Raw genomic sequence first — 26,253 nt, 5'->3', positions numbered from 1 at the left:
GGGTTAAGGCCCCCTACAGACCATGGGGTTGATAGGCCAGAACTGGAAGCACGGTAACGTGTGTAGGTGACTGGTACTAATAGGCCGAGGGCTTATTGACGAAGGTGTTACGCGTCCACTGTGCGGTTTCTGAAACAACAGACACTGCAGCAAACCTGATCATCGGGTCCCATATTTTGTGGGGTTTGGTGTTATTGGGGAGCGCTGTCTAGTTTCATAGAGTTACGGTAGTTATAGCGGTGGGGAAACGCCCGGTCCCATTCCGAACCCGGAAGCTAAGGCCACCTGCGCCGATGGTACTGCACTCGACAGGGTGTGGGAGAGTAGGACACTGCCGGAACATCATTGCGAAAGGCCCTCCAACTTCGGTTGGAGGGCCTTTTTGCGTTCGCGTCTCCGGAGCACAAGCAACATTGCAGCCGTACGGGGTGTCGGTGAACGAACAGGTTGTTGCAGCGGATTTGTCCCTCGAGGCTGAGCTGCGTCACGGGTTGGGTTCCGCTGTCCGCAGCACCTGCAGTAACCCGTGCACAGCTGCTTCTTGCCCGGCCGACAGCGGGTCTGTCGAGGTGATCCCGCGCCGCCCTGCGCAGCCGGTTCTCGGCCTCCTCGTGATGGGGCTGCACCGGATGTATGCCTGGATCCTCGACCGAAACCGCGCCGCGATTGCAGCTTGCGCGGCCGTCGGTGCGGTCCGAGAGGGCGTCGCCCGCCAGGCTCGGTTCGTCGACGGCCAACACAGCGATCTCATGCTCTACGGCGTGCTGGCGGAGGAGTATGCCGTCACAGCTGACCGCGCCCGCCGGCGACGTCCATTGCTGAAGCGCAACACCAAGGTCAGCTAAAAGCCGGAGATTCGTCGGAGCGCCGTTCGGCGGCGGTCAGCTTGTGATCTTTGGTCCAGAGCCCGTTGCGTCGATAGCGCTCGACTGATGTCCGATTCTCATGTGGGCCACGTCACGCTGGAGTATGTTGTCGAGAACAACATTCGCTCCAGCTCGACCGCCCACAGGCGGTGGTTCCACGAAAGGCCCACGCTCATGCGTCAGGGGATCTTCGGCATCGCGGCCGTCTCGATCGCACTTCTCACCACTTCGCTCACCGCCTGCGGCGACGACACTACGAACTCCTCGGGAGGCGGCGCCAAGATCGGCGTGATCCTGCCCGACAGCAAGACTTCGGCGAGGTGGGAGACAGCGGATCGCAAGTATCTCCAGCAGGCGTTCGACGCCGCGGGGGTCAAGGCCGACATCCAGAATGCCCAGGGCGACAAGAACGCCTTCCAGACCATCGCGGATCAGATGATCACCAACGGCGCCTCGGTGCTGATGATCACCAACCTCGACAGCGGCACCGGCAAGGCGGTCATCCAGAAGGCCAAGTCGCAGGGCGTGACCGTGATCGACTACGACCGGCTCACCCTCGGCGGCGGTGCGCCGTACTACGTGTCGTTCGACAACGTGAAGGTCGGCCAGCTCATGGGCGACGGACTCGCGAAGTGCCTGGCCGACAAGCAGGCGGTGAAGCCGGTGGTCGCCTACCTCAACGGCGGTCCGACGGACAACAACGCCGCCCTGTTCAAGAGCGGTTACGACGGCGCGCTGAAGCCGAAGTTCGACGCGGGCGAGTACGTGAAGGGCCCGGATCAGGCCGTCCCGGAATGGGATAACACCAAGGCGGGCACCATTTTCGAACAGATGCTCACCGGCACCCCGAACCTCGGGGGTACCGTCGCGGCCAACGACGGTCTGGCCAATGCCGCCATCGCCGTGCTGAAGAAGCAGAAGCTCAACGGTCAGATCCCGGTGACGGGTCAGGACGCCACCGTGCAGGGTCTGCAGAATGTGCTGGCCGGTGACCAGTGCATGACCGTGTACAAGGCGATCAACCTCGAGGCCGCCGCCGGCGCGAAGCTGGCGATCGCGCTGGCCAATGGCGAGAAGGGCGAGGCACCGAGCACCGTCGACGATCCCGAGGCGAAGACGAAGGTGCCCGCGGTGCTGCTCGAACCCAAGGCGATCTTCAAGAACAACGTGAACGACGTCGTGGCGGACGGTTTCGTCGACAAGGCGGAGCTGTGCACCGGTGAATTCGCGAAGCTCTGCGCGGATAACGGCGTCCGCTGATGACCGATAGCCCGCTCATCGAATTGCGCGGATTAGAGAAGAGCTTCGGCCCGGTGCACGTGCTGCACGATATCGACTTCTCCGCCTACCGCGGTGAGGTGACGGCACTGGTCGGCGATAACGGCGCGGGCAAGTCCACCCTGGTCAAGTGCATCGGCGGCACCCATGCGATCGATGCGGGTGAGGTGCTGTTCGACGGAGAGCCGGTGCAGATCGGCAATCCGAGGGACGCGGCGGAACTGGGAATCGAGATCGTCTATCAGGATCTCGCGCTGTGCGACAACCTCGACATCGTGCAGAACATGTTCCTCGGCCGCGAGAAGAAGCACGGCATCGTGCTCGACGAGTACGGCATGGAGGAACTGGCGGGCGCGACACTGGCCGGTCTGTCGGTGCGGACGGTGAAATCCGTGCGGCAGAAGGTGGCGAGCCTGTCCGGCGGGCAACGCCAGACCGTCGCCATTGCCAAGGCCGTGCTGTGGAACAGCAAGGTGGTGATTCTGGACGAGCCGACCGCGGCGCTCGGTGTCGCCCAGACTCAGCAGGTACTCGAACTGGTGCGCCGCCTGGCCGACAAAGGCCTTGCGGTGGTGCTGATCTCGCACAACATGAACGACGTCTTCGCGGTTTCGGATCGCATCGCGGCGCTGTATCTGGGCCGGATGGCGGCGCAGGTACGGACCGCCGATGTGACCCATTCGCAGGTCGTCGAACTGATCACTTCCGGCCGCAGCGGGAGCCTCGGAATCGGAGTGCAGGCATGAGTGTGGTCGTCAAAGACAAGGCCGCCGAGCCTGCCGCACCGGTAACCGAATTGGTCACCGGTTATGTCGCGCGGATTCGCAGTGGCAACATGGGCGCACTGCCCTCGGTCATCGCTCTGGTCGTGCTGTCGGTCGTGTTCTGGATCGCGCGGCCGGTGTTCATGACCCAGGGCAATATCGCGAACCTGCTCACCCAGGGTGCCGCCATCGCGGTGATCGCGATGGGTTTGATCTTCGTGCTGCTGCTCGGGGAGATCGACCTGTCGGCCGGCTTCACCAGTGGTGTGTGTGCCGCGGTGCTCGCGGTATTGCTCACCGACAAGGGCTGGCCCTGGTACGCGGCGGTGCTCGTGTCTCTGTTCACCGGTGTCGTGATCGGGCTGACCATCGGTGCGATCGTGGTGAAGATCGGTGTCCCGTCGTTCGTGGTGACGCTGGCCGCGTTCCTGGCGCTGCAGGGTGTCGCGCTGAAGATCATGGACAACGGCCGCAATATCTCCATCCACGACGAGACGATCCTGGCGATCGCCAACAAGAATGTGCCGCCCCTGCTCGGCTGGGTCATGTACCTGGTGCTGCTTGCCGGGTTCTCGTTCGTGCAGTACCGAAAGTTGCGGGCGCGCAACATACTCGGGCTCACCGGCGAGACGGCGCCGGTGGTCGCGTTGCGGATCGCGACGGTCGCGCTCATCGCGGGGATTGCGGTGCTGGTGCTCAATGACGAGCGCAGTCGCAATCCGGAGGTCAACTCGCTGCAGGGCATGCCGATCGTGGTGCCGATCATTATCGCGCTACTGCTGCTGTGGACCTTCGTGCTCAATCGCACCCCGTTCGGCAGGCATATCTACGCGGTCGGCGGCAGCGTGGAAGCGGCTCGGCGTGCGGGCATCCCGGTCGATCGGATCAAGATCAGCGCCTTCGTGCTCTGTTCGACGATGGCTGCCGTCGGCGGATTGATCGCGGCGTCGCGGGCCAACTCCGTCGATCCGAACACCGGTGGTTCCGACGTTCTGCTCACGGCGGTCGGTGCTGCGGTGATCGGTGGTACCAGCCTGTTCGGTGGTCGCGGCCGGATGCTCGACGCGGTGCTCGGCGCCGCGGTGGTGGCGGTGATCAACAACGGGATGGGGCTGATGGGCTACAGCGCGGGCACGAAATTCGTTGTGACAGGATTTGTCCTGCTGCTCGCGGCGGGGGTGGACGCGCTCTCGCGCAAGCGTTCGCTGCCAGGTAGTTGACCATCGACCGGGAAGGCTGGGCCGGATGAGGGCTGCACCCGCCCCGGACGAGATCCGAACGCGCAATCTCGCCGTGCTGCTGCGCCACGTCCATCTGAGCGGCCCGGTATCGCGGGCGGAGCTCGCCGAGCGAATGGGTCTCAATCGCAGCACGATTCTGGCTTTGACCACCGATCTCGCCGCTGCCGGGCTGGTGAGTGAGGAACTGCCACGCCAGACCGGCAGAGCCGGGCGGCCGTCGCTGGTGGTGCGGCCGGAGTCGGAGCGGGTGTACGTGCTCGCGCTGGATGTCGGCGCGGACCGGCTCGCGGTGGCGCGGGTCGGCCTGGGCGGGGTGATTCTCGACCGTCGCGAAACACCGCGTGACAGTGCGGCATTCGATCCAGAGGAAGTGATCGAATCGCTGGCGGTGATGGCGCAGACCTTGGTCGCCGCGGCGGGGCCCGACAGCGTTCGCGTCGGTGTGGGTCTCGCGTTCTGTGGCATGGTCCGTCAGGGTGACGGTGCCGTGCGATACGGGCCGAACATCGGCTGGGTCGATGTGCCGGTCGGTGCGAAACTGTCGGAGCGGCTCGGTGTTCGGGTCGTGGTCGGCAACAATGCCAACCTCGGCGCGCTGGCCGAGCGCGAACGCGGGGTCGGCGCCGGGGTGTCGGACCTGATCTATCTGCACGGTGAAGTCGGCATCGGTGGTGGCGTGATCATGGGCGGCGAGCTGCTCGGCGGTGAGGGCGGCTACGGCGGCGAGGTCGGGCACATGATCGTGAACCCCGGCGGGCGGGCGTGCCGGTGCGGGTCGCGCGGCTGCCTCGAGGCCGAGGCGGGGGAGCTGGCGTTGATCGCGGCGGCGGGGCGTGCCGACCTCAGCGGGCGGGCGGCGGTCGAAGCGATCGTCGACGCGGCCGCCCGCGGCGATGCCACCGCCCGCGACGCGCTGCACCAGGTCGGCGACTGGCTCGGCTACGGGGTGGCCAACCTCGTCAATATCTTCAACCCGACGATGGTCGTGTTCGGCGGGGTGCTGCGCGAGGTCTACCTCGCCTCGGCCGCCCAGGTCCGCAGCAGGCTGGCCGAGAACGGACTGCTCGCGGTCCGCGAACGGGTCCGGCTGCGCACCTCGGCGCTGGCCGACGACGCGCCACTGATCGGGGCCGCTGAACTGGCGTTCGCCGACGTGCTGACCGACCCGTTGCAGACACTGGCGCGTAGCTCCGCAGGTTGACCGGTCGGCGTCGGCCGGGCGGCTATCGTGAAAGACATGGCGACGACCACCAGGATCGGCACGCAGATCAACGCGCCTCGTTCGACCGTCTACCGGCTGCTGCTCGATGGCGACGCGGTGGCTGCCTGGATGATGCCCGACGGGATAACTGTCGATGTGCACCGGTTCGAGCCGGTGGAGGGCGGATCGTTCTCGATCACCCTCACCCACGACGATCCCACCAACGTGGGCGAGACGGGGCAGCCCCACGATGCGGGAACGGTGCGCCAGCAGCACGACGCCTACTTCGGGACGTTCCGCTCGCTGACCCCGGATGAGCAAGTGGTCCAGGTGCTGGAATTCGTCACGGAGAAGCCGGGCATGACCGGGGCGCAGACCATCACCTTCACCCTGACAGACGCTGACGGCGGCACCCACCTCGACGTACTGCACGAGGGGGTACCGCCAGGGCTCAGCTCCGCCGAGAACCAAGTCGGCTGGCAGATGGCGTTGACGAAGCTGGTAGCGCTCGCCGAGCGGGGCACGACCGACTGAGTTCCCCTACCGACAGCACGGGTCAGCGCACCGGCCGACCCGGCGCCGGGCTCGAGGTCAACGTACGGCGTCGTCCGCGCGGGGTGTGATTCCCGAGGCGGGGACGAGGTTCCACGTTTCGAGCTGCCTGCGGATCTGTTCGGCCGCGTCGATATTGAGTGGTCCGCTCGTCCACAGCGCGTACGGCAGATTGAAGAACCGGCTCTCGCGGACCGCGCGCAGACCGTTGATACCGGGCTTGGAACGCAGCATTTCCACCTTCTGCGCGTAGCTCTGGCCGGGGTAGTCGACGAACATGATCGCGTCCGGGTCGGCGGCAGCGAGCCGCTCCCAGGAGACCTTGGTCCAGGTGTCGTCGACATCGTCGAGGATGTTGCGGGCGCCCGCGGCTTCGAGGATCGCTTGCGGCGCACCATATCTCCCGCTGGAGTAGATGGTGTCGGTGCCGCTGTCGAACAGGAATACGGTCGGGGTTCGGGCAGGCTTCGGGGCGGCGGTCAACGCGGCGAGCCGGTGGTCGAGGTCGGCGGTGACCTCCCGCGCGCGGTCGGGGTGGCCCGTGATCGTGCCGAGGTCGGTGAGGTCGGTGCGCAACGCGGTCCATGGTTCGACGGTGCCGCGTGCGGCGGCGCCGTCGAGTTGGCGACAGCTCTCGGTGAGCACGTAGGCGGCGATGCCGTCCTTGCGCAGTGATGCGGGGGTGAGGTTGCTCGCCTCGTCGTAGCCGTAGCTCCAGCCGGCGACCATCACATCCGGGCGCTGGGCGAGCACCGTCTCGCGCGAGGGATACTCGGGGGCAACAGATTTCAGGCCGTCGACGATGTCGGAGCCGTAGTGCGCGCGCAGGGTGTCGGCGTCGCGCTGGATGCTCGAGACCGCGGCGACCTGGTTCTGCGCACCGAGCGCGAGCACCATCGAGATGAGATTGCCGTCGTTGACGAACAGTCGCTGTGCGGGGGCGGGGAACTGGGATTCCTTGCCGCAGTTGAGGATCGGGATCGTCGTCGCGGACTGCGTGGTGGTGCCGGTGCACGCCGTCAGAACGGCGGCCAGGGCGGTGGTGGCCAGGATCCGGCCGTGGGTCTTCATCATCGCGCCTCTCGCGGGGTGATCAACAGGTGGTTTTCGCCGGTCAGCGGGTGCTGGACGCGCGTGGCGTCGACACCGAATACCTCGGCGACGACATCGGCTGCCAGCGCCTGTGGCGGTGGTGCCGGTGCTCGGGTGGAACCGTTGTGCAGCACGATGATTCGGTCGCAGTAGCGATCGGCCAGTGACAGATCGTGCAGGGCGGCGACGACGGTCCGGTTCAGGTTGCGCATCAGGGTGAGCAGCTCGAGCTGATGGGTGACGTCGAGATGGTTGGTCGGTTCGTCGAGCAGCAGTACCGGGGTGTCCTGTAACAGCGCCCGTGCCAACAGAACCCGTTGCCGTTCGCCGCCGGAGAGTTGCTGCACCTGCCTGCCCGCGAAGCCGTCGAGGTCGACTGCCGCCAAGGCCTGTGCGACACGGCGCTGTTCGCGCGGACCACCGAGTCCCCATGGCGGCAGATAAGGGGTCAAGCCGAGGGCGACTACCTCGCCGACCAGCATGTCGGCGGGCGGGTCCTCGTCCTGCGCCACCAATGCCACGGCCGCGGCGCGCTGTCGAGGTCCGAGAGAATGCAGCACTTGCCCGTCGACGAGCACCTTGCCTTGCCTGGGCTTTCGCACCCCCGCCAGCACGCGAAGCAATGTCGACTTGCCGCTGCCATTGGGCCCGACAATCCCGATGGTTTCCCCGGGCTCGATCGAGAATTCCGCGCCGACCACGATATTCCGTCGGCCGACCGTGCAGGTGAGCCCGACTGCTCGTAATCGGCCGGGCTCGGCCCGAGCGTGCGAATCGAGCTCCGTCGTAAGGGGTCCTGGGGTCTGCGGTCGGTGGGTGGCGCGGTTCGGCTCCCGATCGTCCGGGGCGGCGGCGGTCGGCGCAGGTCGCGGTCGGGGTTCGCCATCGCGGGCAGGCACACGTCGGCCGAAGGTATGCAGGCGGCCGCTCATGATCCGCCGAACTGGTAGCGGCGCCTGCCCATCAGCAGCAGGAAGGTCGGAGCGCCGATCAGGCCGGTGAGTACACCGACCGGGATCTCGGTGGGGCGCACCAGTATTCGGGTGGCTGCGTCGGCGACCACCAGGAACAGCGCACCGCCCAGCGCGCAGGTGGGGAGTAGGTTGCGGTGGCGGGGGCCGACGATCATCCGTGCGGCGTGCGGGACGACCAGACCGACGAAGCCGATGCCGCCGGACACCGCGACCAGGACACCGACGAGCACCGCGAGCAGCACGAACAGGCCGATGCGCAGGCGTTGCACCGGGACGCCGACCGACGACGCGGTGTCCGCGCCGAGCGTGAGCGCGTCCAACCAGCCCGCGCTCGCCATGAGGATCGCGCCGCAGGCCACCACCACGGTCAACGGCAGGGCGAGGGTCGTCCAATCGGCACCGGCGAGACTACCGAGCAACCAGAACAGCACCGACTCCGCCGCCGCGGGATCGGTGCTGCGAAAAACGAGGAAACTGCTGAACCCGGCGAACGCCGAACCGAGCACGGTGCCGGTGAGCACCAGCCGCAGCGGGGTGAGACCGCCCTGGGCGAACGCGATCAGGAACACCAGGGTCGCGGCGCCGAACGCGCCGACCAGCGCACCGCCGGACAGCGCCCAGATGCCCGCACCGGCGAACAACCCGGAGGTGATGACCGCGGCCGCGCCGACACCGGCGCCGGAAGAGACGCCGAGCAGGAAGGGATCGGCCAGTGGGTTGCGCACCAACGTCTGCATCGCCGCACCGGCCAGTGCCAATCCGGCGCCGACCACCGCCGCCAGTAGCGTGCGTGGCACCCGGAGCTGCCAGACGATGGTGTCGAGGCCGAGATCGGTGGGTGTCGCGCCGGTGAGCCGGGCGATGAGGGTGTCGAGCACCGCGGACACGGGCACGATCTCCGCGCCGAATCCGGTGGCACCGATCATGGCCGCGAGCAGTAGCACCCCGAGCAGGGGCAGTGCGAGCGAGATCCGGGTACGGATCATCGCGAATTCTCCACAGGCAAGGCGCGGCCCTTTCAGAGGGTGTCCCGGCGAGGGAGGTCTGACTTTCGCCGCGAGGCGATCACAGTGGCGCGACCGTTCCGGAGTGACACCGGATTCTCGCACCCGCAGGGAATGACGCCCAGACTTTAACGCGGCACTCAGTGCCAACCAGGAGCCGGGCCCTTCGAATCATCGAAAGGCTAATGGTGTTCGGGGGCGATCGTGATTGCTTGAATCCCTCTATGTACCGACCGAACACCTTTCGACCCGGCCTTCGTGGCCGCGCCACCGCCGCACTGCTCGCGATGGCAACCGTTGCGACGCTCGGCCTGACCGGCTGCGCACCGGGCAACGACGCACCGGTCGGCACCCCCGACGCGCCGCTGCCGACCGAGGTTCCGCCCGGGACCACGCTCGTCGTCGCCGATCAGCAGGAACGGCTGCAATCGGCGCTGCGGCTGTCCGGCGAGCTGGACAAGCTGCCGTTCACGATCGAGTTCGCGAACTTCGTCGGTGGTCCGGCCATCCTCGAGGCCTTCCGGGCGGGCGCGGCCGATGTCGGCCAGGTCGGCGATGTGCCGCCGATCCACGCGCTGGCCGCGGGGCAGGACGTGCCGATCATCGGCTCCTATCAGACCAACCCGAAGGCGATGAAACTCGCTGTCGCACCGGGTCGTTCGATCTCGAAGCTGACAGATCTGAAGGGCAAGAAGATCGCCTACGCAGAGGGCACCGCCCAGCAGGCGTCGGTGCTGAAGGCACTCACCAAGGCGGGCCTGAAGCCCACCGATGTGGAGCTGGTCCGGTTGCAGCTGGCCGAATTCCCGGACGCGGTGCGCACCGGTCAGGTCGATGTCGCGCCGCTGATCGAACCCAATGTGACCAGGTTCCTGCGCACCCAGGGCACCTCGCTGATCCCGGATTCGGAGACCACGGGCATCTACAGCGGCCTCGCCTATGTGTACGCGCGTCGGGCGGTGGTCCAGGATCCGGCGAAGGCCGCCGCGACCCGCGCCCTGGTCGGCGCGTTCGTGCGGGCCTGGCAGTGGACCAACACCCATCGCGAGGAATGGGCGAGCCGCTACTACGTCGACAGCCAGAAGGTCCGCGCCGACGATGCCGCGCGGATCGTCGAATCGCTCGGCACCTTCACGTTCCCGCACCTGGACCAGCAGCTGATCGCCCGGCAGCAGAGCACCATCGACGCGATCGACGCCGTAGGTGAACTGCCCAAGAAGATCAAGGCCGTCGACGGTTTCGACCTGCGCTTCGATGCCGCGGTCACCGAGGCCGTCACGGCCAGCGGGGCGGCGTTCGCGCCGGCGGCGGGCTGATGGCCACCCTCGATATCGGCGTGCTGCGCCGGATCAGGACGAGCACGGCCCCGGTCGAGGCGCTCGCCCCGCGTGGACGGGGCAGGCGCAGGCTGGGACCCGGCAAGCCCATCCCGTTCGGCTTCGCCCTCGGACCGGTCCTGCTCATCGGCACCTGGGTGGTCGGATCCGCGATCGGCGCCATCGACCCGGAGACCCTGCCCGCGCCATGGACGGTCGCGCAGACCGCGGGCGAGCTGATCGCCGACGGCCGGTTGCAGTCCAACCTGCTGACCTCGTTGCAGCGTGCCGTGATCGGCCTCGTCCTCGGTGTGTCGATCGGCGTGGTGCTCGCGCTGGTCTCGGGGCTGAGCCGGCTCGGTGAGGCGGTGGTCGACGGTCCCGTGCAGATCAAGCGAGCGATCCCGACGCTGGCGCTGATTCCGTTGTTCATCGTCTGGTTCGGGATCGGCGAGCAGATGAAGCTGATCGTGATCACCACCAGTGTGCTCATCCCGATCTATATCAATACCCATGCCTACCTGCGCAGCGTCGACGCGCGCTATGTGGAACTGGCCGAGACGGTCGGGCTGTCGCGGTGGGGGTTCCTGCGGCGGATCGCGCTGCCGGGTTCGCTGCCGGGGTTCTTCCTCGGGTTGCGGCTGGCGGTGACGATTTCCTGGCTGGCGCTGGTGGTGGTCGAACAGGTCAACGCGACCAGCGGCATCGGCTACCTGATGACGCAGGCGCGCACCTACGGCCAGATCGACGTGATCGTCGTCGGTCTGGTGATCTACGGACTGCTCGGACTGTTCGGCGACCTCGCCGTGCGGGCAACGGAACGAAAGGTGCTGTCATGGCGACAGACACTGGGCGACTGAGCTCCGACGAACCGGTCGTCGTACGCACCCGCGCCCTCACCCGCGGGTTCGGCCGTCGAATCGTGTTGAACGGCATCGATATCGAGATCCGGCGCGGTGAGTTCGTCGCGCTGCTCGGGCGCAGCGGTTCGGGGAAGAGCACGCTGCTGCGGGCGCTGGCCGAACTCGATTCCGAGGTACCCGGTTCCGGCGAGCTCACGGTGCCGGCGCAGCGCGCGGTGGTGTTCCAGGATTCGCGGCTGCTGCGGTGGGCGCGGGTGCTCGATAATGTGGTGCTCGGGTTGACCGGGCGCGACGCGGACCGGCGGGGACGGTCGGCACTGGCCGAGGTCGGGCTGGCCGGGCGCGAGAAGGCGTGGCCGCGTGAGCTTTCCGGTGGCGAACAGCAGCGGGTGGCGTTGGCCAGATCACTGGTGCGTGAGCCGGAACTGCTCCTGGCCGACGAACCGTTCGGCGCGCTCGACGCACTGACCAGGATTCGGATGCACGCCCTGCTCCAGGCGCTGTGCGAGCGGCACCGGCCCGCCGTGCTGCTGGTGACCCACGATGTGGACGAGGCCGTGTTGCTCGCCGATCGGGTGCTGGTTCTCGACGACGGCCGGATCACGATCGATCAGCGCATCGAGACCCCGCGCCCGCGCAGGCACGCGCACCCGGAGTTCGTCCGGTTGCGGGAGGCGCTGCTGACCGGACTCGGTGTCGACACAACGGAATCAGAGAAAGTGAAACAGGCGTCATGAGTGCACCGCGTCAACTGAGTCTCAACGCGTTCATCTACCCGTCCGGGCACCACGAGGCTGCCTGGCGGCATCCCGACAGCAGGCCCGACCGCATCTACGACGTCTCCTACTACCAGGAGATCGGGCGCACCGCGGAGGCGGCGAAGCTCGACGCGGTGTTCTTCGCCGACGGTCCTGCCCTGCGCACCGACGTGCGTCACAATGCCGCGCCCGGCCTCGAGCCGATCACCTTGCTCACCGCGATCGCCGCGGTGACAACACATCTGGGCCTGATCGCGACCGCGTCGACCACCTACTACGAGCCCTACAACCTGGCGCGGCTGTTCTCCTCGCTCGACCACATCTCCGGTGGACGCGCGGGCTGGAACATCGTCACCACCGGAACCGACCTCGCCGCGGCCAACTTCGGGCTCGAACGACACCCCGATCACGCCGAACGCTACGCCCGCGCACGGGAATTCGTCGACGCGGTGGTCGGGCTGTGGGACAGCTGGGAGGACGACGCGATCGTGCTCGACCGCGCCGCCGGGGTGTACGCCGATCCGGCCAAGATCCATCCGATCGACTTCGTCGGCGAACATCTCAGTGTGCGTGGGCCGTTCAACTCGGCACGAACACCGCAGGGCCGTCCGGTGCTGGTGCAGGCGGGGGCATCGAACGAGGGTCGCGCCTTCGCGGGCAAGTACGCGGAGGCGATCTTCACTGCACACCAACGACTGTCGGACGCGCAGTCCTTCTATGCCGATATCAAGTCGAAGGCCACCGAGTTCGGCCGTACTGCCGACGAGGTGAAGATTCTACCGGGGATCAGCCCGTTCATCGCCGATACCGAGGCCGCCGCACTGCGTTTGGAGCGCGAGTTCAACGAGCTGACCGTGCCCGAGTACGGGATCAAGCAGCTGGAATCGATCACCGGCACCTCGCTGCGCACCTTCGCGCTCGACGAGCCGGTGCCCGTGGAGGTGTTCGCGGGGGCGGGCGATGTCACCGACAACGCGCGCAGCAGATTGCAGGTGGTGGCGGGGATCGTCGAGCGGGAACGGCCGACCCTGCGTGGGCTGCTGCACCGGCTGGCGGGTGCGCGCGGGCACCGGGTGTTCGCGGGGACGCCCGAGCAAGTGGCCGACACCATCGAGGAGTGGTTCACCCAGGGTGCGGCAGACGGTTTCAACGTGATGCCGCCCTACTACCCCGGTGGGCTCGAGGTGTTCGCCGAAACGGTGGTGCCGATCCTGCAGGAGCGCGGGCTGTTCCGCACCGAATACACCGGGACCACGCTGCGTGACCACTTCGGATTGGCCCGCCCGGAGAGTAGATTCGCTCGTCCTGCCGCGCTCGCGGGATGACGGTGGGCTGTCGTAGTGGGGACGCGATGACGGCATCGGCGCGATCACGACGTGGCCGGGGACCTGCGGTGGCCCGCCGGTCGGCGGCGACCCGGTGAACGTGACCGCGCGGTCCGATCTGACGAACGATGTGGGCGGACCGCCGACCCGGTTACGGTCCATGGCACTGGCGGTGTTCGTGCCGTCGGCGGTGTACGGAATCGGTTCGGGCGCGGCGGCTCCCATGCTGCCGCTGCACGCGCTCGAACTCGGCGCATCGGTCGGAACCGCGGGTGTGGTGGTCGCGATGATGGGCTTCGGGCTCATTCTCGGTGATCTGCCCGCGGGGTGGCTGGTGGCGCGCACCGGTGAGCGCAAGGCGATCGCACTCGGCTCGTTGACCTGCGCACTGGGCCTGCTCGTGGCCATTCTCGCGCCGAATATCGCCGTGTTCGCGGTCGGGCTGCTGATCAACGGTGCTTCGGGTGCGGTGTGGGGCCTGGCCAGACAGACCTACATCGTGGCCGTGGTGCCGAGCGTCGATCGGGGACGGGCCTTTTCGGCGCTGGCCGGGTGGATGCGGTTCGGGTTCTTCGCCGGACCCTTCCTCGGCGCCGGTGCGGTGCACTGGCTCGGCCCGGTCGGCGGGCTGTGGATCCAGCTCGTCGCCATGCTCGTCGCGGGCACGCTGGTGTTCGCCATGCCGGAGACCGATGGGTCGCCGACGGTGGTCAGCGACAACACCATTCGCGCCGTGGTGGTCGAGCATCGCAAGCTGCTCAGCACGCTCGGACTCGGCGCCCTGCTCATGGGAGCGGCACGGGCGGCACGGCAATCGCTGCTGCCGTTGTGGGCGGTGCACATCGGTGCCGACGCGGCGACCACCAGCATCGTGTTCGGTATCGCGGGCGCTGTCGACGTGCTGATGTCGTATCCGGCCGGAATCTGGCTGGATCGCTACGGCCGCAGGGCGATCGGCGTTCCCGCGATGATCGCTTTCGCCGCGGGGTACGCCGCGTTGCCGTTCGCGGGGTCGGTGGTCGGGCTGACCACGGTCGCCGTGCTGCTCGGCTTCGCCAACGGGTTGAGCAACGGCGTGATCATGACCGTCGGCGCCGATGTGGCGCCACCCGGTCAGCGCGCGGAATTCCTCGGCGCCTGGCGGCTCACCCACGACATCGGGATGTTCGCGGGCCCGATCGCGGTCGGCGCGATCAGCGCGGTGACGGTGCTCGGCGCGGCGGCGGGCGCGCTCGCGGTGGCGGGTCTTGGCGGCGCGGCCGCGATGTATCGCTGGTTCCCCGGGCTCCCGGTGGCCCCGGTCACGGTGCCCGAACCGAAGGCCGCGGATCTTCGCGAGCCCCGGGAGTCGGTGGACAGCAACTGACCGGGCCTACGACCAGGCGGGGTCGCGTCCGGTGAGGCCGAGGATGCGGTCAAGGAGAGGAGCGGTGGCCGCGACGGGCACTTCGGGGCCGTAGATGCCCATCTGGCGCCCCTGTTCGGCGGTGGCGGCCGTCTCGTTGTAGGTCTCGCGCAGCAGGTCGTCGTCCCAGTGCGGCGTGGTACCGAGGGCGCGAGCGAGGTCCCAGCCGTGGACGATCAGTTCGCCGACCACCATCCCGCCGACCAGCGGTGCGGGGAGTTCCATGGGTCCGCCCATGTGGGTCACTCCCTGCCACGCGGCGGGGTCACGCCAGGCGGTGGTGAGCGCGTCGAGGTGCGCGTCGAGGGCCGCGACCCAATCGCCCGCGCTGAGGTCGACATCGGATTCGGCGGTCGCCGGGGGTGCGACGGCTTCCTTGTGCGCGGCGCCGACCAGCGACGGGCCCCAGAAGAGCAGGTGGTTGATCAGGGCCCGGACATCGAACTCGGCGCAGGGAGTCGGGTCGGACAGCCGAGCGGGATCGACCGTGCGGATGAGCTTCGACAGTGGTGTCGCGGCGCGAGCCACGCGTTCGTTTTCGGACATGTACCGAGGTAACCACCGCGACGCGGCGGTGTCTTGAACAAACGCGACATAGACTCGCCGGGTGGAACGCGACCCGCGTGAACTGGGCGGTGCCTGGCAGATGTCGCAGCGCCACAGATTCATCGCACCGTCGGCTGACCTGGCGCGATACGTCGATCGGTATTGGGTCGTCACCTGGGATTACGAGCGGCCGTATCGGCAGTTGGTCGTGCCGCTGCCGAACGTGCACCTGACTTTCCGTGACGGTCGCGCCGAACTGCACGGCCCCTCGTCCTCGCATGTCTACCGCGAGCTCACCGGCTCGGGTTCGGTGTTCGGTGTTGCCTTCCGGCCCGGCGTGTTCCGTCCGTTCCTGGACGGTCCGGTGGCCGACCTGCGGGATCGAATGGTCGACGCGGCAACAGTTTTCGGCCCGGAGTTGCCCGATCCGGTGGATGTCGGGTCGGTCGAGGGCCATCTCCGCGCGCACCTGCCCGTCGCCGACCCGGAGGCCGAGCGTGCCGGGCGGATGGTGGCGATGATCGCCGACGACACGGGCATCACCACCGTCGAGGCACTCGCGACGCGCTGCGGGATGAGTGTCCGTCGAGTGCAGCGGTTGTTCGCCGAGTACGTCGGCATCGGGCCGAAGTGGGTGATCCGCCGCTACCGCCTGCACGAGATCACCGAGCGGCTCGCCGACGGCATCGACATCGACTGGGCGGCGCTCGCCGCCGACCTCGGGTACGCGGACCAGCCACACCTCAGCCGCGACTTCCGCAAGATCTTCGGCGAACCGCCGACCAGCTACGCGCAGCGGTACGGGTCGTTCGAGAAGTAGCCGACGACCCGTCCTGTCGCCGCTTCTCAGTTCGTGTAGATCGGGGCACGCCGAGGGCGCCCCTACATTGGAGGGATGTCGTCATTCGATCGGCATCCGTCTACCGTCGCGGACTTCGACGAAGCGCGGCGGCGGGAACGGCTGCGCGAAACCCGGCTCGGACACGGTTGGCGTCGCTGGCGCCGGGCCAGGCTGGTGGGGCTGCGAATCATCGGGGTGCTGGTGGTCGCGATGATCGTGTTCGGTCAGTATTGGGTCCACGATGTCGTCCCCGAGCGTGAGCGCCTGGCGCAGACCGCGCCGGAACTACTGCCCGTCCATCTGCCCGCTGACGCGCGGGATTGGGATACCGCGGTGGTCGATATGGTCGGGCTGGGGGGAGTCAACGCGGTACCGACCGCCATGGCACTTCCCGTGCTGAGTCGCCTCGGGGTGGTGTGGGCCGTGCGCTACGACAACGCGGGTATCGACACCAAGGTCATCGCCGAGATGATCGTGCGGGCCGCGCGGTACGGCAATGTGCGCAACATCGTGCTGGTCGGTCACAGCATGGGCGGGATCATCGCGCTGGAAGTGGCGCGGCATATCCACCTGGGCAGCGATCGGCGATTGGTGGCCGTTGTGCTGGACTGCACACCGATGGACCTGGACGCGGTTCGACCCGAGAATCGGAGTCGCGGTGCCGATCTGGTGCGGTGGGTGGGCTGGTTGCCCGGCGCGAGGGAGAGCAGGCTGCTGCGCTTCGCGGTTGAGATGTCGGCTCGGCGTGAACGTTTCGCGCAGCGTGACGGGCTGTTCTTCGACATCGACTTCACTGCCGCGCGCGAGGTGTCCGCAGAGGTGTTGCGCGACAAGATCTTCTCTCGCGATGCTGCCAGCAACGGGTTGATCGAAGCGCAGTTCCTGGCGATCGTCGCGGGCGGTGGCGCCGCGGATCTACGGGCGCTCGGCAAGCCGAATCCGGACAAGCGAAACCCGGCGATCGTGTTCATCCGGCCCCGCGACGGGTCGCGCGATGACGTGGTGGACGTGGAGTATTCGCACAAGGTGCTGATCGAGCATTCCGGCGGTGTCGACGGCACCCTATCGGTGGTGCGGCCGACTCGGATCGAGCATGCGAATCCGATTCAGCGGCCCCGCGAATACAACGAGGTCATCGAAGCGCAGGTACTGCCGTTCGTGCGCCGCTATCAGGAAGCCAATCGCCACGATCCGCCCTGATCAGCGCACCCGGGCCCCGAGAATGGTGCGCACGCCCGCGATGAACAGCTGCAAGCCGAAGTCGAATCGTGCGGTGGGGTCGGGAGTGTCGAGCAAAGGTGTGTTGTCCTCGGGCAGCGCGCCGACGGAGTCCATCTGCATGCGCGACTGCTCGTCGACGGTCTGGCCGAGCACGTAGTAGAGCAGGGTGTAGGCCGTGAGATCGGCTTCCTCCCTGGTCATTCCGGCCCGAATGACGATGCCCGCCAGGCGTTCACGCGCCTTGCTCGTGGTCAGGCGCGAGGCGTAGGTGGCCGAGACCAGCTCGGCGCCGTCGCGATAGGCGAGCAGGCAGTCGCGCAGGCGATGCGCTAGTTCGGTGAGCTGCGCGGGCCATTCGGTGGCCGTGATCGGCTCGTCCATCGGCGCGAGGATCCGGTCGGCCACCGCGCCGAGCAGGGTCTGCTTGTCCTTGACGTGCCAGTACAGCGCACCCGGCTGTACCTGTAGCGAGCCTGCGAGCCGGCGCATCGTCAGGTCGGCGAGCCCGTACTGATCGAGAATCGCGACGGCGGCATCGACCACATCCGTCTTCCGCAGTTGCACGCGCGTCCTTCCGTCCGAATGTCCGACCCGAGTGTCGTGACTCACTCGTAGCCGCTACCCTATCCTGAACACCGTTCAAGTTGCACGGCCACGCCGGGTGGATCACACCCACGGCTCGTGCGCACACCCCCGTCGAAGGGACATCACGTCGTGACGCAGGCACCCGTCCAGACCGATATTCTGGCTATCGCCCGTGAGCAGGTGCTCGAGCGCGGCGAGGGCCTCACCGAGCAGCAGGCCGTCGAGGTACTGCGCCTGGGTGATGACCGCCTGGAAGCACTGCTCGAGCTCGCCCACGATGTGCGGATGAAGTGGTGCGGTCCCGAGGTCGAGGTCGAGGGCATCATCAGCCTCAAGACCGGCGGTTGCCCCGAGGACTGCCACTTCTGCTCGCAGTCGGGCCTGTTCCAGTCGCCCGTGCGCGCGGCCTGGCTCGACATTCCCAGCCTGGTCGAGGCGGCCAAGCAGACCGCCAAGACCGGCGCCACCGAGTTCTGCATCGTCGCCGCGGTGCGCGGTCCCGACGAGCGCCTGATGGCCCAGGTCGCCGCCGGTGTCGAGGCCATCCGCAACGAGGTGGACATCCAGGTCGCCTGCTCGCTCGGCATGCTCAACCAGGAGCAGGTCGACCAGCTCGCCGCGATGGGCGTGCACCGCTACAACCACAATCTCGAGACCGCCAAGTCGCACTTCCCGAAGGTGGTCACCACCCACTCCTACGAGGAGCGCTTCGAGACCCTGCGGATGGTGCGCGAAGCGGGCATGGAGGTGTGCTGTGGCGGCATCCTCGGCATGGGCGAAACCATCGAGCAGCGCGCCGAGTTCGCCGCGCAGCTGGCGTCGCTGAACCCCGACGAGGTCCCGCTGAACTTCCTCAACCCGCGGCCCGGCACCCCGTTCGGTGACCTGGAGGTGCTGCCCGCGGCCGACGCGCTGCGCGCCATCGCCACGTTCCGGCTCGCGATGCCGCGCACCATCCTGCGTTTCGCCGGTGGTCGCGAGATCACCCTCGGCGACCTGGGTGCCAAGCAGGGCATGCTCGGCGGGATCAACGCCGTCATCGTCGGCAATTACCTCACCACCCTCGGCCGTCCCGCCGAGTCCGATCTCGATCTGCTCGGTGAGCTGAGCATGCCGATCAAGGCGTTCAACGAAACGCTCTGAAACGCTGTGTACGATCGAGTATCGACCCAGGTCGCGGCCGTCGAGTCGCACTTCGCAGAGGCGGTAACAGCATTGGACGAGCGCGACAACCCGGTGCAGCGTGAGCCGATCGCGCCCGGACTCGACAGCGAGCGCTACAACCCGTTCACGGGTAAGCGGATCGTGGCCGGGCTCGCCGACGCGATGCCCGCGTCGGCGGCGCTCGGTCTGGAACCGCCGCGATTCTGCGAGCAGTGTGGTCGCCGGATGATCGTGCAGATCAGCCCGGATGGCTGGTGGGCCAAGTGCTCGCGGCACGGTGTCATCGAATCGGCACAGCTGGAACGCCGCTAGTGCTCGGCCGCGGGGAGCGTCCGGAGGTGTTGCGTCGCGAGGTGATCGGCGTCGGCGTCGTCATCGCGGTGGTGCTGGTGGCGAGTGCGGTGGCCGGGGTGGTGTGGGGTCTGCTCGCACCGACCGAGCGGTTGCGGGTGACCCAGCCCGGTCGCGCCGCGGTACTCACCGGCGAGAGTCTGCACCTGTTCGACGCGGTCGGGATGTTCCTGTGCATCGGCGCGGTGGTCGCGGTAGTGAGCGCGGCCGGTGCCTGGCGGATTCGGATCACGCGCGGGCCCGCTCTCGTGCTCGGCATGCTGTTCGCCTCGGGGCTGGGCGCCGCGCTGATGATGTGGATCGGGGAATGGGTTGCGGGCGTGCGTCATCCGCGTCCCGACGATCCGGCGATCGGCCAGATCGTCGCGCTGCCAGCGGAAGTCGGGACCGATCTCGCCCTGCTGATCCAGCCGTTCCTTGCTGCCCTTGTGCTGTTGTTCCTCGCCGCATTACACCCGGCTGTCGATCTCAATTCCGGCGCTGCCGGACTGCTCGGAGACCTGCGCCCAGCCGATTTCGGTGACGAGTCCGACGACTACCGGCTGCCGTACGGTGCCGAACAGTATCGGCCCAGCAGCGATTTCGATCCGAGTTCGCAACCACGCGGCTGAGCCACCTCCGCGCGATACCATTTCTGCATAACAGCAGGTAGTGGTGCGAGAGGAACGGTCGTGGCATTCATCGGTGGTGGTCCGGTCGTCGAGGAACTGGACGCGAAATTCTGGCGGCTCACCGAACCGCTCACCTATCAGGGCGCGGTCGAAACCTTCACGGTGCCTGCAGGATTCCGCACCGACTTCGCCTCGGTGCCGCGCGCCTTGGTGTGGCTGATCCCGCGTTACGGCGCCTACACCAGGGGCGCGATCCTGCACGACTATCTCTGCCGCACAGCCGAAGTCGGGCCCGCCGATGCCGACGGGATATTCCGGCGCAGCCTGCACGAGGCCGGGGTATCAGTGCCCCGGCGCTGGATGATGTGGGCGGCGGTTCGCCTCGGCAGCCGGTTACGCGGGGCGCGTGCGGTCGATGTGCTCGGCTGGTTGCTGATCGCGGTGCCTTCCCTGGTGTTTCTCGCGGTCCCCGTGCTGGTGGTGACCGCGGCGCTGCTGGTGTTCTGGGTGGTCGAGCTGGGGTTCTGGGCCCTGGGCCGGGTCACGCGCCGCACCGCGGCGCCGCCGCCGAAGCCGCAGATGAAGACGGCCTGAGCTCGGATCTCACCCGGAATGGGGGAGGTGGCGCCACCTTCGCGTGGCTACCGTTCGGCGCATGTCCGAGCCGAGCACTGACACCGCAACCCCGGCCCCGCCCGCCGAATGGTCGATTCCGCGCGGCCTGATCGTGCTGCTCTCGCTCGGGGCGGCGGTGGTCACCATCGCGGGTCTGAAGGCCTTCTCCGGCATCGTCGGACCGGTATTCCTCGCCCTCATGCTGACCATCGCGGTGCAGCCGGTCCAGAGTTGGGCGCGGCGCAAAGGCTGGCCTGCCTGGCTCGGCATGGCCGCGGCGCTGACGGCGGTGGTCGCGATTCTGTTCGGCATCGGTGGCGCGCTGGCACTGTCGGCGATACAGCTGGCCTCGCTGCTGCCCGACTACGCCGACAAACTCAACGACCTGCTCGACCATGTGCGCGGCTGGCTGTCGGATCTCGGGGTGAGTTCCGATCAGATCCACAAGGCGCTCAGTGGGATCGATGTGGGCAAGGCCGCCGGTTGGATCGAGCAGGTGCTCGGCGGCGTGCTCGGGGTCTTCTCGAATCTGTTCTTCGTGCTGGCGCTGCTGCTGTTCATGGCCGTCGACGGGATGACGATGGACCGCCGGCTGGCGATGGTGGCCCGGGAGCGGCCCGCGATCGCGCAGGCGCTGGGCAGTTTCGTCGCCGGGACACGCAAATACCTCATCGTGTCCACGGTGTTCGGCGCCATCGTGGCCGTGATCGATGGCGGGGCGCTGTGGTTGATGGGGGTGCCGCTGCCGATCCTGTGGGCGTTGCTGTCGTTCATCACCAACTACATCCCGAATGTGGGGTTCGTCGTCGGTGTCATCCCACCTGCGCTGCTCGCCCTGCTCGACAGCGGGCCGGTGCTGATGATCTGGGTGATCGTGGTCTATTCGGCGATCAACTTCGTGATCCAGTCGATCATTCAGCCCAAGTTCGTCGGTGATGCCGTCGGTCTCGGGGTGACCATCACCTTCCTGTCGCTGGTGTTCTGGGCGTGGGTGCTCGGTGCGCTCGGTGCGCTGCTGGCGATTCCGCTGACGTTGCTGGTGAAGGCGCTGCTGCTCGATATCGACCCGACGACGCGGTGGGCGGATGTGTTGATCGGTGCACCGATGGACAAAAAGGCTGCGCCGCAGCGGGAACCGGTTAGGTCCGCCGGTGCCGACGCAGTGGGGGACAGGGAATAGCGACCGCCGTGCATCGGTTCACCGGAAAACCGGTGGAATGTGGTCGTACCCGCTCCCTATCCTGGCAGCATCGTTATTTTCGGGGGAGGACCTTGACATGAGAACCGCAGCCGAGCAGGCCACTGCGCAGCCCACCGAGCGACCCGATCTGGTCGCCTGGCGCCGCCGCCATGCCCTGCGCAGTTCGTCGGCCGCCACCGCGGTACCCAGCGGACGCACCTATCGGCGCTCGTCGAAGCATCGCGATCGCCGCCACGACTCCTGAACGGGGCCGGGCTATTCCGGTTCCGTCCGAGTCAGCACCACCAGCGGCAACGGCTTGTCGACCTTGGCCTGATACTCGGCCAGCAGGGAATTCTCCGCCAGCGCCCACGTCGCGAACTCGTCGTATCGCGCGCCGGTGAGAACGTCGGCCATCGCCGTGAACTTCTCCCCACCCAACTCGATCGTCACCCGCGGATCAGCCTTGGCGTTGTGATACCAGGCCGGATACCGATCCTCGATGAACGAGCTCACATACATCACGTCGCCGCGATACAGCGCCCCCAACGGAACCACATGCGGTTTACCGCTTTTGGCGCCCGTCGTCGTCAGCAACAACAGCGTGGCACCCGCGTAGTCGCCCCCGACCTGCCCGCTGTTCTCCCGGAATTCCCGAACCACGCCGTCGTTCCAACCGGCCATCTCGTCGGCCGAGTACTCCCGGTTCCACGGTGCGTCCGGGTCGTCGTACGAGGTGATCTCTTTCGCGTCCACTGGGTTGTTGTCCATGCAGGCAGTGTGACACCGGGCACCGACAACTTCGGCCGTCAGCGCGGTTCGCGCTCACATATCGAGCCCGAGATCGAGCACGCGCACGGAGTGCGTGAGGGCGCCGATGGCGAGGTAGTCGACACCCGTGCCCGCGTAGTCGGCGGCTTGTTCGAGCGAAAGCCCACCGGAGGACTCGAGTTTCGTGTCGGGCGCTGTGGTGTTGCGGCGCTGGACGGCGGCCTGCGTCTGCCAGAGCGGGAAGTTGTCCAGCAGCACCAGTTCGACGTTCTCGGCGAGCACCGCCTCGAGTTGTTCGAGGCTGTCGACCTCGACCTCGCAGGCGATATCGGGTGCCAATGCGCGGACTGCGCGCAGGGCGTTGACGACCGAACCCGCGGCCACCACGTGGTTGTCCTTGATCAGCGCGGCATCGCCGAGCCCCATCCGATGATTGACGCCACCGCCGACGCGGACCGCGTACTTCTGCAGGGCGCGCAGGCCGGGCAACGTTTTTCGGCTGTCGCGGATCTTGCACTCGGTGCCGTCGACGGCGTCGACCCAGGCGGCGGTCGCGGAGGCGATACCGGACAGGTGGCAGACCAGGTTGAGCATGGTCCGTTCGGCGGTGAGCAGGCCGCGGGTGGGCGCGACGATGCTCAGCACCGACGTGCCCGGCTCCACCCGGGTGCCGTCGGGGACACGCGCGGTGATCTCGTAGGCGCCCGCGCCGAGGACCTCGTCGAGCACGAGCAGCCCGACGTCGATGCCCGCGACGGTGCCGTGCTGGCGCGACACCACCGAGGCCTTGCTCACGGCGTCTTCGGCAACGGTGGCGACCGTGGTGACGTCGGGCCCGTAGCGCAGGTCCTCGTCGAGAGCGGTACGGATCAGCGTGAGCAGCTCGTCACGGTCCAGGGTGGCGTCCAGAGCCATCACTGCACTCCTGTTCTCGGGCGACTGTGCGCCGCGCCGATCGATCGGGCGGGCGACCTTCGCTCCGCCGGAATTGCTTGAACAACAGAACCGGGCCACCGGATGGCGGCGATTGTTACCGCATCCCTGCCGGCACGGGCTCGAAAGCGACTGCCGCAGTGGATAGCTCCAGTCCGCCGTGCTCGTCGAGGCGGACTTCGGTGCTGTGCCGCTGTTGGTCGACGGTCCCCGGATACTCCGAGCGTGTGTGGCAGCCGCGACTCTCCTGACGGGCTGCCGCCGCGAGCAGCAGCGCCCGCGCCGTCACGGTGAGCGCCGCGTCCTCGATACGTCGTAGGTGCGGCGCGGCGGTCACCGAATCCTCGACACTGTCGAGCATCGGCACCGTCGAAGTCGCCGCATCGATTCGACCCAGTGCCTCGGTGAGTCCGACGCCGTCACGCACGACGGAAGCATGCTCGGTCATCGCCTGTTGCACTACCGAACGATCGGCGAATTCCAGTGTCCACGACGAGATCTCATCGACCCGAGCGCGCACCCCGGCGCGCTCGACCGCCGCCGCGCCTGCCCGCTCGCCCACCACGAGCCCTTCGAGCAAACTGTTGGAGGCCAGTCGATTCGCGCCGTGCAGCCCGGTCCTGGCGACTTCGCCCGCGGCGTAGAGCCCCGCGACACCGGTCCGTCCGTGCGTATCGGTGAGAACGCCGCCGCACTGGTAGTGCGCGGCGGGCGCGACCGGAATCAGTTGCGCCGCAGGGTCGATTCCCGCCGCCAGGCACGAGGCGGTGATCGTCGGGAACCGCTGGGCGAACCCCTCGACGGCACGCGCATCGAGGAAGACATGGTCGGTGCCCAACGCCCGCATGCGCTCCGCGATCGCCCGCGACACCACGTCCCTCGGCGCCAGGTCGCCACGCGGATGCACGCCGGTGGTCACCGAATTGCCCTGGGAGTCGACGAGTATCGCGCCTTCTCCACGAACCGCCTCGCTGATCAACGGCCGCCTGCCCACCCCGCCCGGCGTGTAGAGCACGGTCGGATGGAACTGCACGAACTCGAGATCGGCCACCGCCGCCCCGGCCCACAATGCCAGCGCCACACCGTCGCCGGTCGCCCCCGGCGGATTGGTGCTCAGCGCGTAGAGGTGCCCGAGCCCGCCGGTGGCCAGCAGCACAGCGGGCGTGTGCACGACGCCGAATCCGTTGTCCGACACCGCGATAACGCCCCGCACGCCGTCGGGGCCGGTCACCACACGCAGCGCGGCGGCACCGAACAGCACCGGCAGCCCGGCCGCATTGAGCGCGCGCTGTACCTCGGCGCCGGTAGCGTCGCCACCGGCGTGGATGATCCGACGCGTGCTGTGCCCGCCCTCGCGGGTCCGCGAGATCTGTCCGTCACGACCGAGGTCGAATACCGCACCGAGGTCGGTCAGCGCGGCGACCGCGGCCTGCCCGCCCTCGACGATCGAACGCACCGCGTCGACCTCGCACAGCCCGGCACCGGCCTCGACCGTGTCACGCACGTGCGAGTCCACCGAATCACCGAGCGGTGCGACGACCGCGATGCCGCCTTGCGCGTACTGGGTCGACGTGTCGGTCGGACCGCCCTTGCTGAGGATGAGCACCCGCAGCCCACGCAACGACGCCGTGCGCGCCGCGGTGAGACCGGCGACGCCACCGCCGATGACGACCAGGTCGACCTCGGCTTCCCAGGAAACCGGAATCGTCATGGTCGTTACCGGCTCGACCCCGCGGTGGCGGTCATTCGCCACCGCCGGAGTTGCCGATGGCGATCATCCGCTGCACCGAGGCGCGACCGGCCTCGGCCATCGCCAGGTCCACCTGCACCTCGTCGGCACCCTCGACCAGGCAGCGCAGCAACGCGGCCGGGGTGATCATCTTCATGTACTTGCAGGACGCGCGATCGTTGACCGCCTGGAAGTCGATCCCGGGCGCCGCCTTGCGCAGCTGGTGCAGCATGCCGATCTCGGTCGCCACCAGCACCTGGTTGGAGCGCGACGCCTTCGCCGCGTCGATCATGCCGCCGGTCGACAGGATGTGCACCCGCTCGGCCGGGAACGCGCCCTCACCGGCCAGATACAGCGCCGAGGTGGCGCAACCGCACTCCGGGTGCACGAACAGCTCGGCATCGGGGTGGGTGCGGGCCTGCTCGGTGAGCTCGTCGCCGTTGATGCCCGCGTGCACGTGGCACTCGCCCGCCCAGATGTGCATGTTCTCGCGCCCGGTCTCGCGCTTGACGTGCGCGCCGAGGAACTGGTCGGGCAGGAACAGCACCTCACGGTCGGGGTCGATCGAGTCGACCACGTCGACGGCGTTGGAGGAGGTGCAGCAGATGTCGGTGAGCGCCTTCACCTCGGCGGTGGTGTTCACATACGACACCACCATCGCGTCGGGGTGCTCGGCTTTCCACGCGCGCAGTTCCTCGGCGGAGATCGAGTCGGCCAGCGAGCAGCCCGCGCGCTGGTCGGGGATGAGCACCGTCTTGGCCGGGCTGAGGATCTTGGCCGTCTCGGCCATGAAGTGCACGCCGCAGAACACGATGGTGCCCTCTTCGGCCTCGGCCGCGATGCGCGAGAGCGCCAGCGAGTCGCCGACGTGGTCGGCCACGTCCTGGATCTCGGGCAGCTGGTAGTTGTGCGCGAGGATGGTCGCATTGCGTTCGCGCGCCAGGCGGCGCACCTCCTGCGCCCATTCCGGCGTCGCCTCGACACCCGCGTAGCCCGTGGGTCCATCGAAGACCGAATCCATCAGCGTCCGCTGCGCAGTCGTCGTCGCCATGGTGGCTCCCTTCATC

At 67.8% G+C, this 26,253-nt stretch carries 28 protein-coding genes, 2 rRNA genes and 1 riboswitch; of the genes, 21 read left to right on the top strand and 9 right to left on the bottom strand.

Going from position 1 to position 26,253, the window contains the following annotated elements; all coding sequences use genetic code 11:
- From ACFWO8_RS23460 to ACFWO8_RS23425, 8 genes are all read left to right on the top strand, one after another.
- Positions 1 to 100: ribosomal RNA gene (locus tag ACFWO8_RS23460) — 23S ribosomal RNA — on the top strand; the annotation flags it as partial.
- Between the two features lie 123 nt (positions 101 to 223).
- Positions 224 to 340 (top strand): 5S ribosomal RNA (rrf, locus tag ACFWO8_RS23455).
- 94 nt (positions 341 to 434) lie between these two features.
- Positions 435 to 845, top strand: coding sequence for a hypothetical protein (locus ACFWO8_RS23450; protein ID WP_378957508.1), 411 nt, complete (start codon positions 435 to 437; stop codon positions 843 to 845).
- 87 nt (positions 846 to 932) lie between these two features.
- Entirely contained in the window at positions 933 to 2,126 is a 1,194-nt protein-coding gene (locus tag ACFWO8_RS23445; protein ID WP_378957506.1) for a sugar ABC transporter substrate-binding protein, read from the top strand.
- The gene (locus ACFWO8_RS23440) at positions 2,126 to 2,890 is read left to right on the top strand and encodes an ATP-binding cassette domain-containing protein (RefSeq protein WP_378957502.1); all 765 of its coding nucleotides are present in this window, start codon (positions 2,126 to 2,128) and stop codon (positions 2,888 to 2,890) included. Before ACFWO8_RS23445 ends, ACFWO8_RS23440 begins: the two co-directional genes overlap by 1 nt.
- Entirely contained in the window at positions 2,887 to 4,128 is a 1,242-nt protein-coding gene (locus ACFWO8_RS23435; RefSeq protein ID WP_378957498.1) for a sugar ABC transporter permease, read from the top strand. Before ACFWO8_RS23440 ends, ACFWO8_RS23435 begins: the two co-directional genes overlap by 4 nt.
- Positions 4,129 to 4,153: 25 nt before the next feature.
- A complete protein-coding gene (locus tag ACFWO8_RS23430) occupies positions 4,154 to 5,350 on the top strand; it encodes an ROK family protein (protein WP_378957497.1) in 1,197 nt (398 codons plus the stop codon).
- A 36-nt stretch (positions 5,351 to 5,386) separates the two neighbouring features.
- Positions 5,387 to 5,884: an SRPBCC domain-containing protein gene (locus ACFWO8_RS23425; RefSeq protein WP_378957493.1), complete on the top strand. Its 498-nt coding sequence runs from the start codon at positions 5,387 to 5,389 to the stop codon at positions 5,882 to 5,884.
- A gap of 57 nt (positions 5,885 to 5,941) precedes the next feature.
- Here the strand turns inward: ACFWO8_RS23425 and ACFWO8_RS23420 are convergent, their stop codons facing one another.
- From ACFWO8_RS23420 to ACFWO8_RS23410, 3 genes are all read right to left on the bottom strand, one after another.
- Positions 5,942 to 6,973 (bottom strand): ABC transporter substrate-binding protein, encoded by a 1,032-nt coding sequence (locus tag ACFWO8_RS23420; protein ID WP_378957536.1) that lies wholly within the window; start codon positions 6,971 to 6,973, stop codon positions 5,942 to 5,944.
- Positions 6,973 to 7,695, bottom strand: coding sequence for an ABC transporter ATP-binding protein (locus tag ACFWO8_RS23415; RefSeq protein WP_378957488.1), 723 nt, complete (start codon positions 7,693 to 7,695; stop codon positions 6,973 to 6,975). The genes ACFWO8_RS23420 and ACFWO8_RS23415 overlap by 1 nt, the downstream gene beginning before the upstream one ends.
- A gap of 227 nt (positions 7,696 to 7,922) precedes the next feature.
- Positions 7,923 to 8,954, bottom strand: coding sequence for a FecCD family ABC transporter permease (locus tag ACFWO8_RS23410; protein ID WP_378957485.1), 1,032 nt, complete (start codon positions 8,952 to 8,954; stop codon positions 7,923 to 7,925).
- A gap of 57 nt (positions 8,955 to 9,011) precedes the next feature.
- A riboswitch (cobalamin riboswitch) is annotated at positions 9,012 to 9,068 on the bottom strand.
- A gap of 128 nt (positions 9,069 to 9,196) precedes the next feature.
- Between ACFWO8_RS23410 and ACFWO8_RS23405 the strand changes: the two genes are divergently transcribed.
- The 5 genes from ACFWO8_RS23405 to ACFWO8_RS23385 all read left to right on the top strand — a co-directional run bounded on the left by ACFWO8_RS23405 (position 9,197) and on the right by ACFWO8_RS23385 (position 14,600).
- A complete protein-coding gene (locus tag ACFWO8_RS23405; protein ID WP_378957483.1) occupies positions 9,197 to 10,288 on the top strand; it encodes an ABC transporter substrate-binding protein in 1,092 nt (363 codons plus the stop codon).
- Positions 10,288 to 11,148: an ABC transporter permease gene (locus ACFWO8_RS23400; protein WP_378957480.1), complete on the top strand. Its 861-nt coding sequence runs from the start codon at positions 10,288 to 10,290 to the stop codon at positions 11,146 to 11,148. The genes ACFWO8_RS23405 and ACFWO8_RS23400 overlap by 1 nt, the downstream gene beginning before the upstream one ends.
- Positions 11,124 to 11,888 (top strand): ABC transporter ATP-binding protein, encoded by a 765-nt coding sequence (locus ACFWO8_RS23395; RefSeq protein WP_378957479.1) that lies wholly within the window; start codon positions 11,124 to 11,126, stop codon positions 11,886 to 11,888. The genes ACFWO8_RS23400 and ACFWO8_RS23395 overlap by 25 nt, the downstream gene beginning before the upstream one ends.
- A complete protein-coding gene (locus tag ACFWO8_RS23390) occupies positions 11,885 to 13,234 on the top strand; it encodes an LLM class flavin-dependent oxidoreductase (protein WP_378957478.1) in 1,350 nt (449 codons plus the stop codon). The genes ACFWO8_RS23395 and ACFWO8_RS23390 overlap by 4 nt, the downstream gene beginning before the upstream one ends.
- A 160-nt stretch (positions 13,235 to 13,394) precedes the next feature.
- Complete coding sequence (locus ACFWO8_RS23385; protein WP_378957477.1) at positions 13,395 to 14,600, top strand: MFS transporter; 1,206 nt, start codon at positions 13,395 to 13,397, stop codon at positions 14,598 to 14,600.
- A 6-nt stretch (positions 14,601 to 14,606) separates the two neighbouring features.
- On the opposite strand, the gene ACFWO8_RS23380 is transcribed toward ACFWO8_RS23385, so the two are convergent.
- On the bottom strand, positions 14,607 to 15,185 hold the full coding sequence (locus tag ACFWO8_RS23380) for a TIGR03086 family metal-binding protein (RefSeq protein WP_378957476.1): 579 nt from the start codon (positions 15,183 to 15,185) through the stop codon (positions 14,607 to 14,609).
- Between the two features lie 61 nt (positions 15,186 to 15,246).
- Between ACFWO8_RS23380 and ACFWO8_RS23375 the strand changes: the two genes are divergently transcribed.
- Together ACFWO8_RS23375 and ACFWO8_RS23370 are read left to right on the top strand one after the other, a co-directional pair.
- Positions 15,247 to 16,005 carry a DUF6597 domain-containing transcriptional factor gene (locus ACFWO8_RS23375; RefSeq protein ID WP_378957475.1) on the top strand — a complete coding sequence of 253 codons (759 nt, stop codon included), beginning with the start codon at positions 15,247 to 15,249 and terminating at the stop codon, positions 16,003 to 16,005.
- Positions 16,006 to 16,080: 75 nt separating this feature from the next.
- On the top strand, positions 16,081 to 17,226 hold the full coding sequence (locus tag ACFWO8_RS23370; protein ID WP_378957474.1) for an alpha/beta fold hydrolase: 1,146 nt from the start codon (positions 16,081 to 16,083) through the stop codon (positions 17,224 to 17,226).
- On the opposite strand, the gene ACFWO8_RS23365 is transcribed toward ACFWO8_RS23370, so the two are convergent.
- A complete protein-coding gene (locus tag ACFWO8_RS23365; protein ID WP_378957473.1) occupies positions 17,227 to 17,811 on the bottom strand; it encodes a TetR/AcrR family transcriptional regulator C-terminal domain-containing protein in 585 nt (194 codons plus the stop codon).
- A 150-nt stretch (positions 17,812 to 17,961) separates the two neighbouring features.
- Here ACFWO8_RS23365 and bioB point away from each other — a divergent pair, with 150 nt between their 5' ends.
- From bioB to ACFWO8_RS23335, 6 genes are all read left to right on the top strand, one after another.
- The gene (gene bioB / locus ACFWO8_RS23360) at positions 17,962 to 18,975 is read left to right on the top strand and encodes a biotin synthase BioB (protein ID WP_378957472.1); all 1,014 of its coding nucleotides are present in this window, start codon (positions 17,962 to 17,964) and stop codon (positions 18,973 to 18,975) included.
- 108 nt (positions 18,976 to 19,083) lie between these two features.
- On the top strand, positions 19,084 to 19,308 hold the full coding sequence (locus tag ACFWO8_RS23355; RefSeq protein WP_378957535.1) for a hypothetical protein: 225 nt from the start codon (positions 19,084 to 19,086) through the stop codon (positions 19,306 to 19,308).
- A gap of 26 nt (positions 19,309 to 19,334) precedes the next feature.
- Positions 19,335 to 19,958: a DUF2567 domain-containing protein gene (locus ACFWO8_RS23350; RefSeq protein ID WP_378957471.1), complete on the top strand. Its 624-nt coding sequence runs from the start codon at positions 19,335 to 19,337 to the stop codon at positions 19,956 to 19,958.
- A gap of 60 nt (positions 19,959 to 20,018) precedes the next feature.
- Positions 20,019 to 20,552 (top strand): DUF1353 domain-containing protein, encoded by a 534-nt coding sequence (locus ACFWO8_RS23345; protein ID WP_378957470.1) that lies wholly within the window; start codon positions 20,019 to 20,021, stop codon positions 20,550 to 20,552.
- Positions 20,553 to 20,613: 61 nt separating this feature from the next.
- Positions 20,614 to 21,753 (top strand): AI-2E family transporter, encoded by a 1,140-nt coding sequence (locus tag ACFWO8_RS23340; protein ID WP_378957469.1) that lies wholly within the window; start codon positions 20,614 to 20,616, stop codon positions 21,751 to 21,753.
- A gap of 97 nt (positions 21,754 to 21,850) precedes the next feature.
- Positions 21,851 to 22,018, top strand: coding sequence for a hypothetical protein (locus tag ACFWO8_RS23335; RefSeq protein WP_378957468.1), 168 nt, complete (start codon positions 21,851 to 21,853; stop codon positions 22,016 to 22,018).
- A gap of 11 nt (positions 22,019 to 22,029) precedes the next feature.
- Here ACFWO8_RS23335 and ACFWO8_RS23330 read toward each other — a convergent pair whose 3' ends face one another.
- The 4 genes from ACFWO8_RS23330 to nadA form a co-directional block, all read right to left on the bottom strand.
- Positions 22,030 to 22,524: a nitroreductase/quinone reductase family protein gene (locus tag ACFWO8_RS23330; RefSeq protein ID WP_378957467.1), complete on the bottom strand. Its 495-nt coding sequence runs from the start codon at positions 22,522 to 22,524 to the stop codon at positions 22,030 to 22,032.
- 54 nt (positions 22,525 to 22,578) lie between these two features.
- Positions 22,579 to 23,439 carry a carboxylating nicotinate-nucleotide diphosphorylase gene (nadC, locus tag ACFWO8_RS23325; RefSeq protein WP_378957466.1) on the bottom strand — a complete coding sequence of 287 codons (861 nt, stop codon included), beginning with the start codon at positions 23,437 to 23,439 and terminating at the stop codon, positions 22,579 to 22,581.
- Between the two features lie 115 nt (positions 23,440 to 23,554).
- Positions 23,555 to 25,168 (bottom strand): L-aspartate oxidase, encoded by a 1,614-nt coding sequence (locus tag ACFWO8_RS23320; protein ID WP_378957465.1) that lies wholly within the window; start codon positions 25,166 to 25,168, stop codon positions 23,555 to 23,557.
- Between the two features lie 31 nt (positions 25,169 to 25,199).
- Complete coding sequence (nadA, locus tag ACFWO8_RS23315; RefSeq protein WP_378957464.1) at positions 25,200 to 26,237, bottom strand: quinolinate synthase NadA; 1,038 nt, start codon at positions 26,235 to 26,237, stop codon at positions 25,200 to 25,202.
- Positions 26,238 to 26,253 lie beyond the last annotated feature (16 nt).

The organism is Nocardia sp. NPDC058480, assembly GCF_042720495.1.
Classification (GTDB): Bacteria; Actinomycetota; Actinomycetes; order Mycobacteriales; family Mycobacteriaceae; genus Nocardia.
Note: the sequence above shows the minus strand (reverse complement) of the source record. Positions and strands in the feature narration are given on the sequence as shown.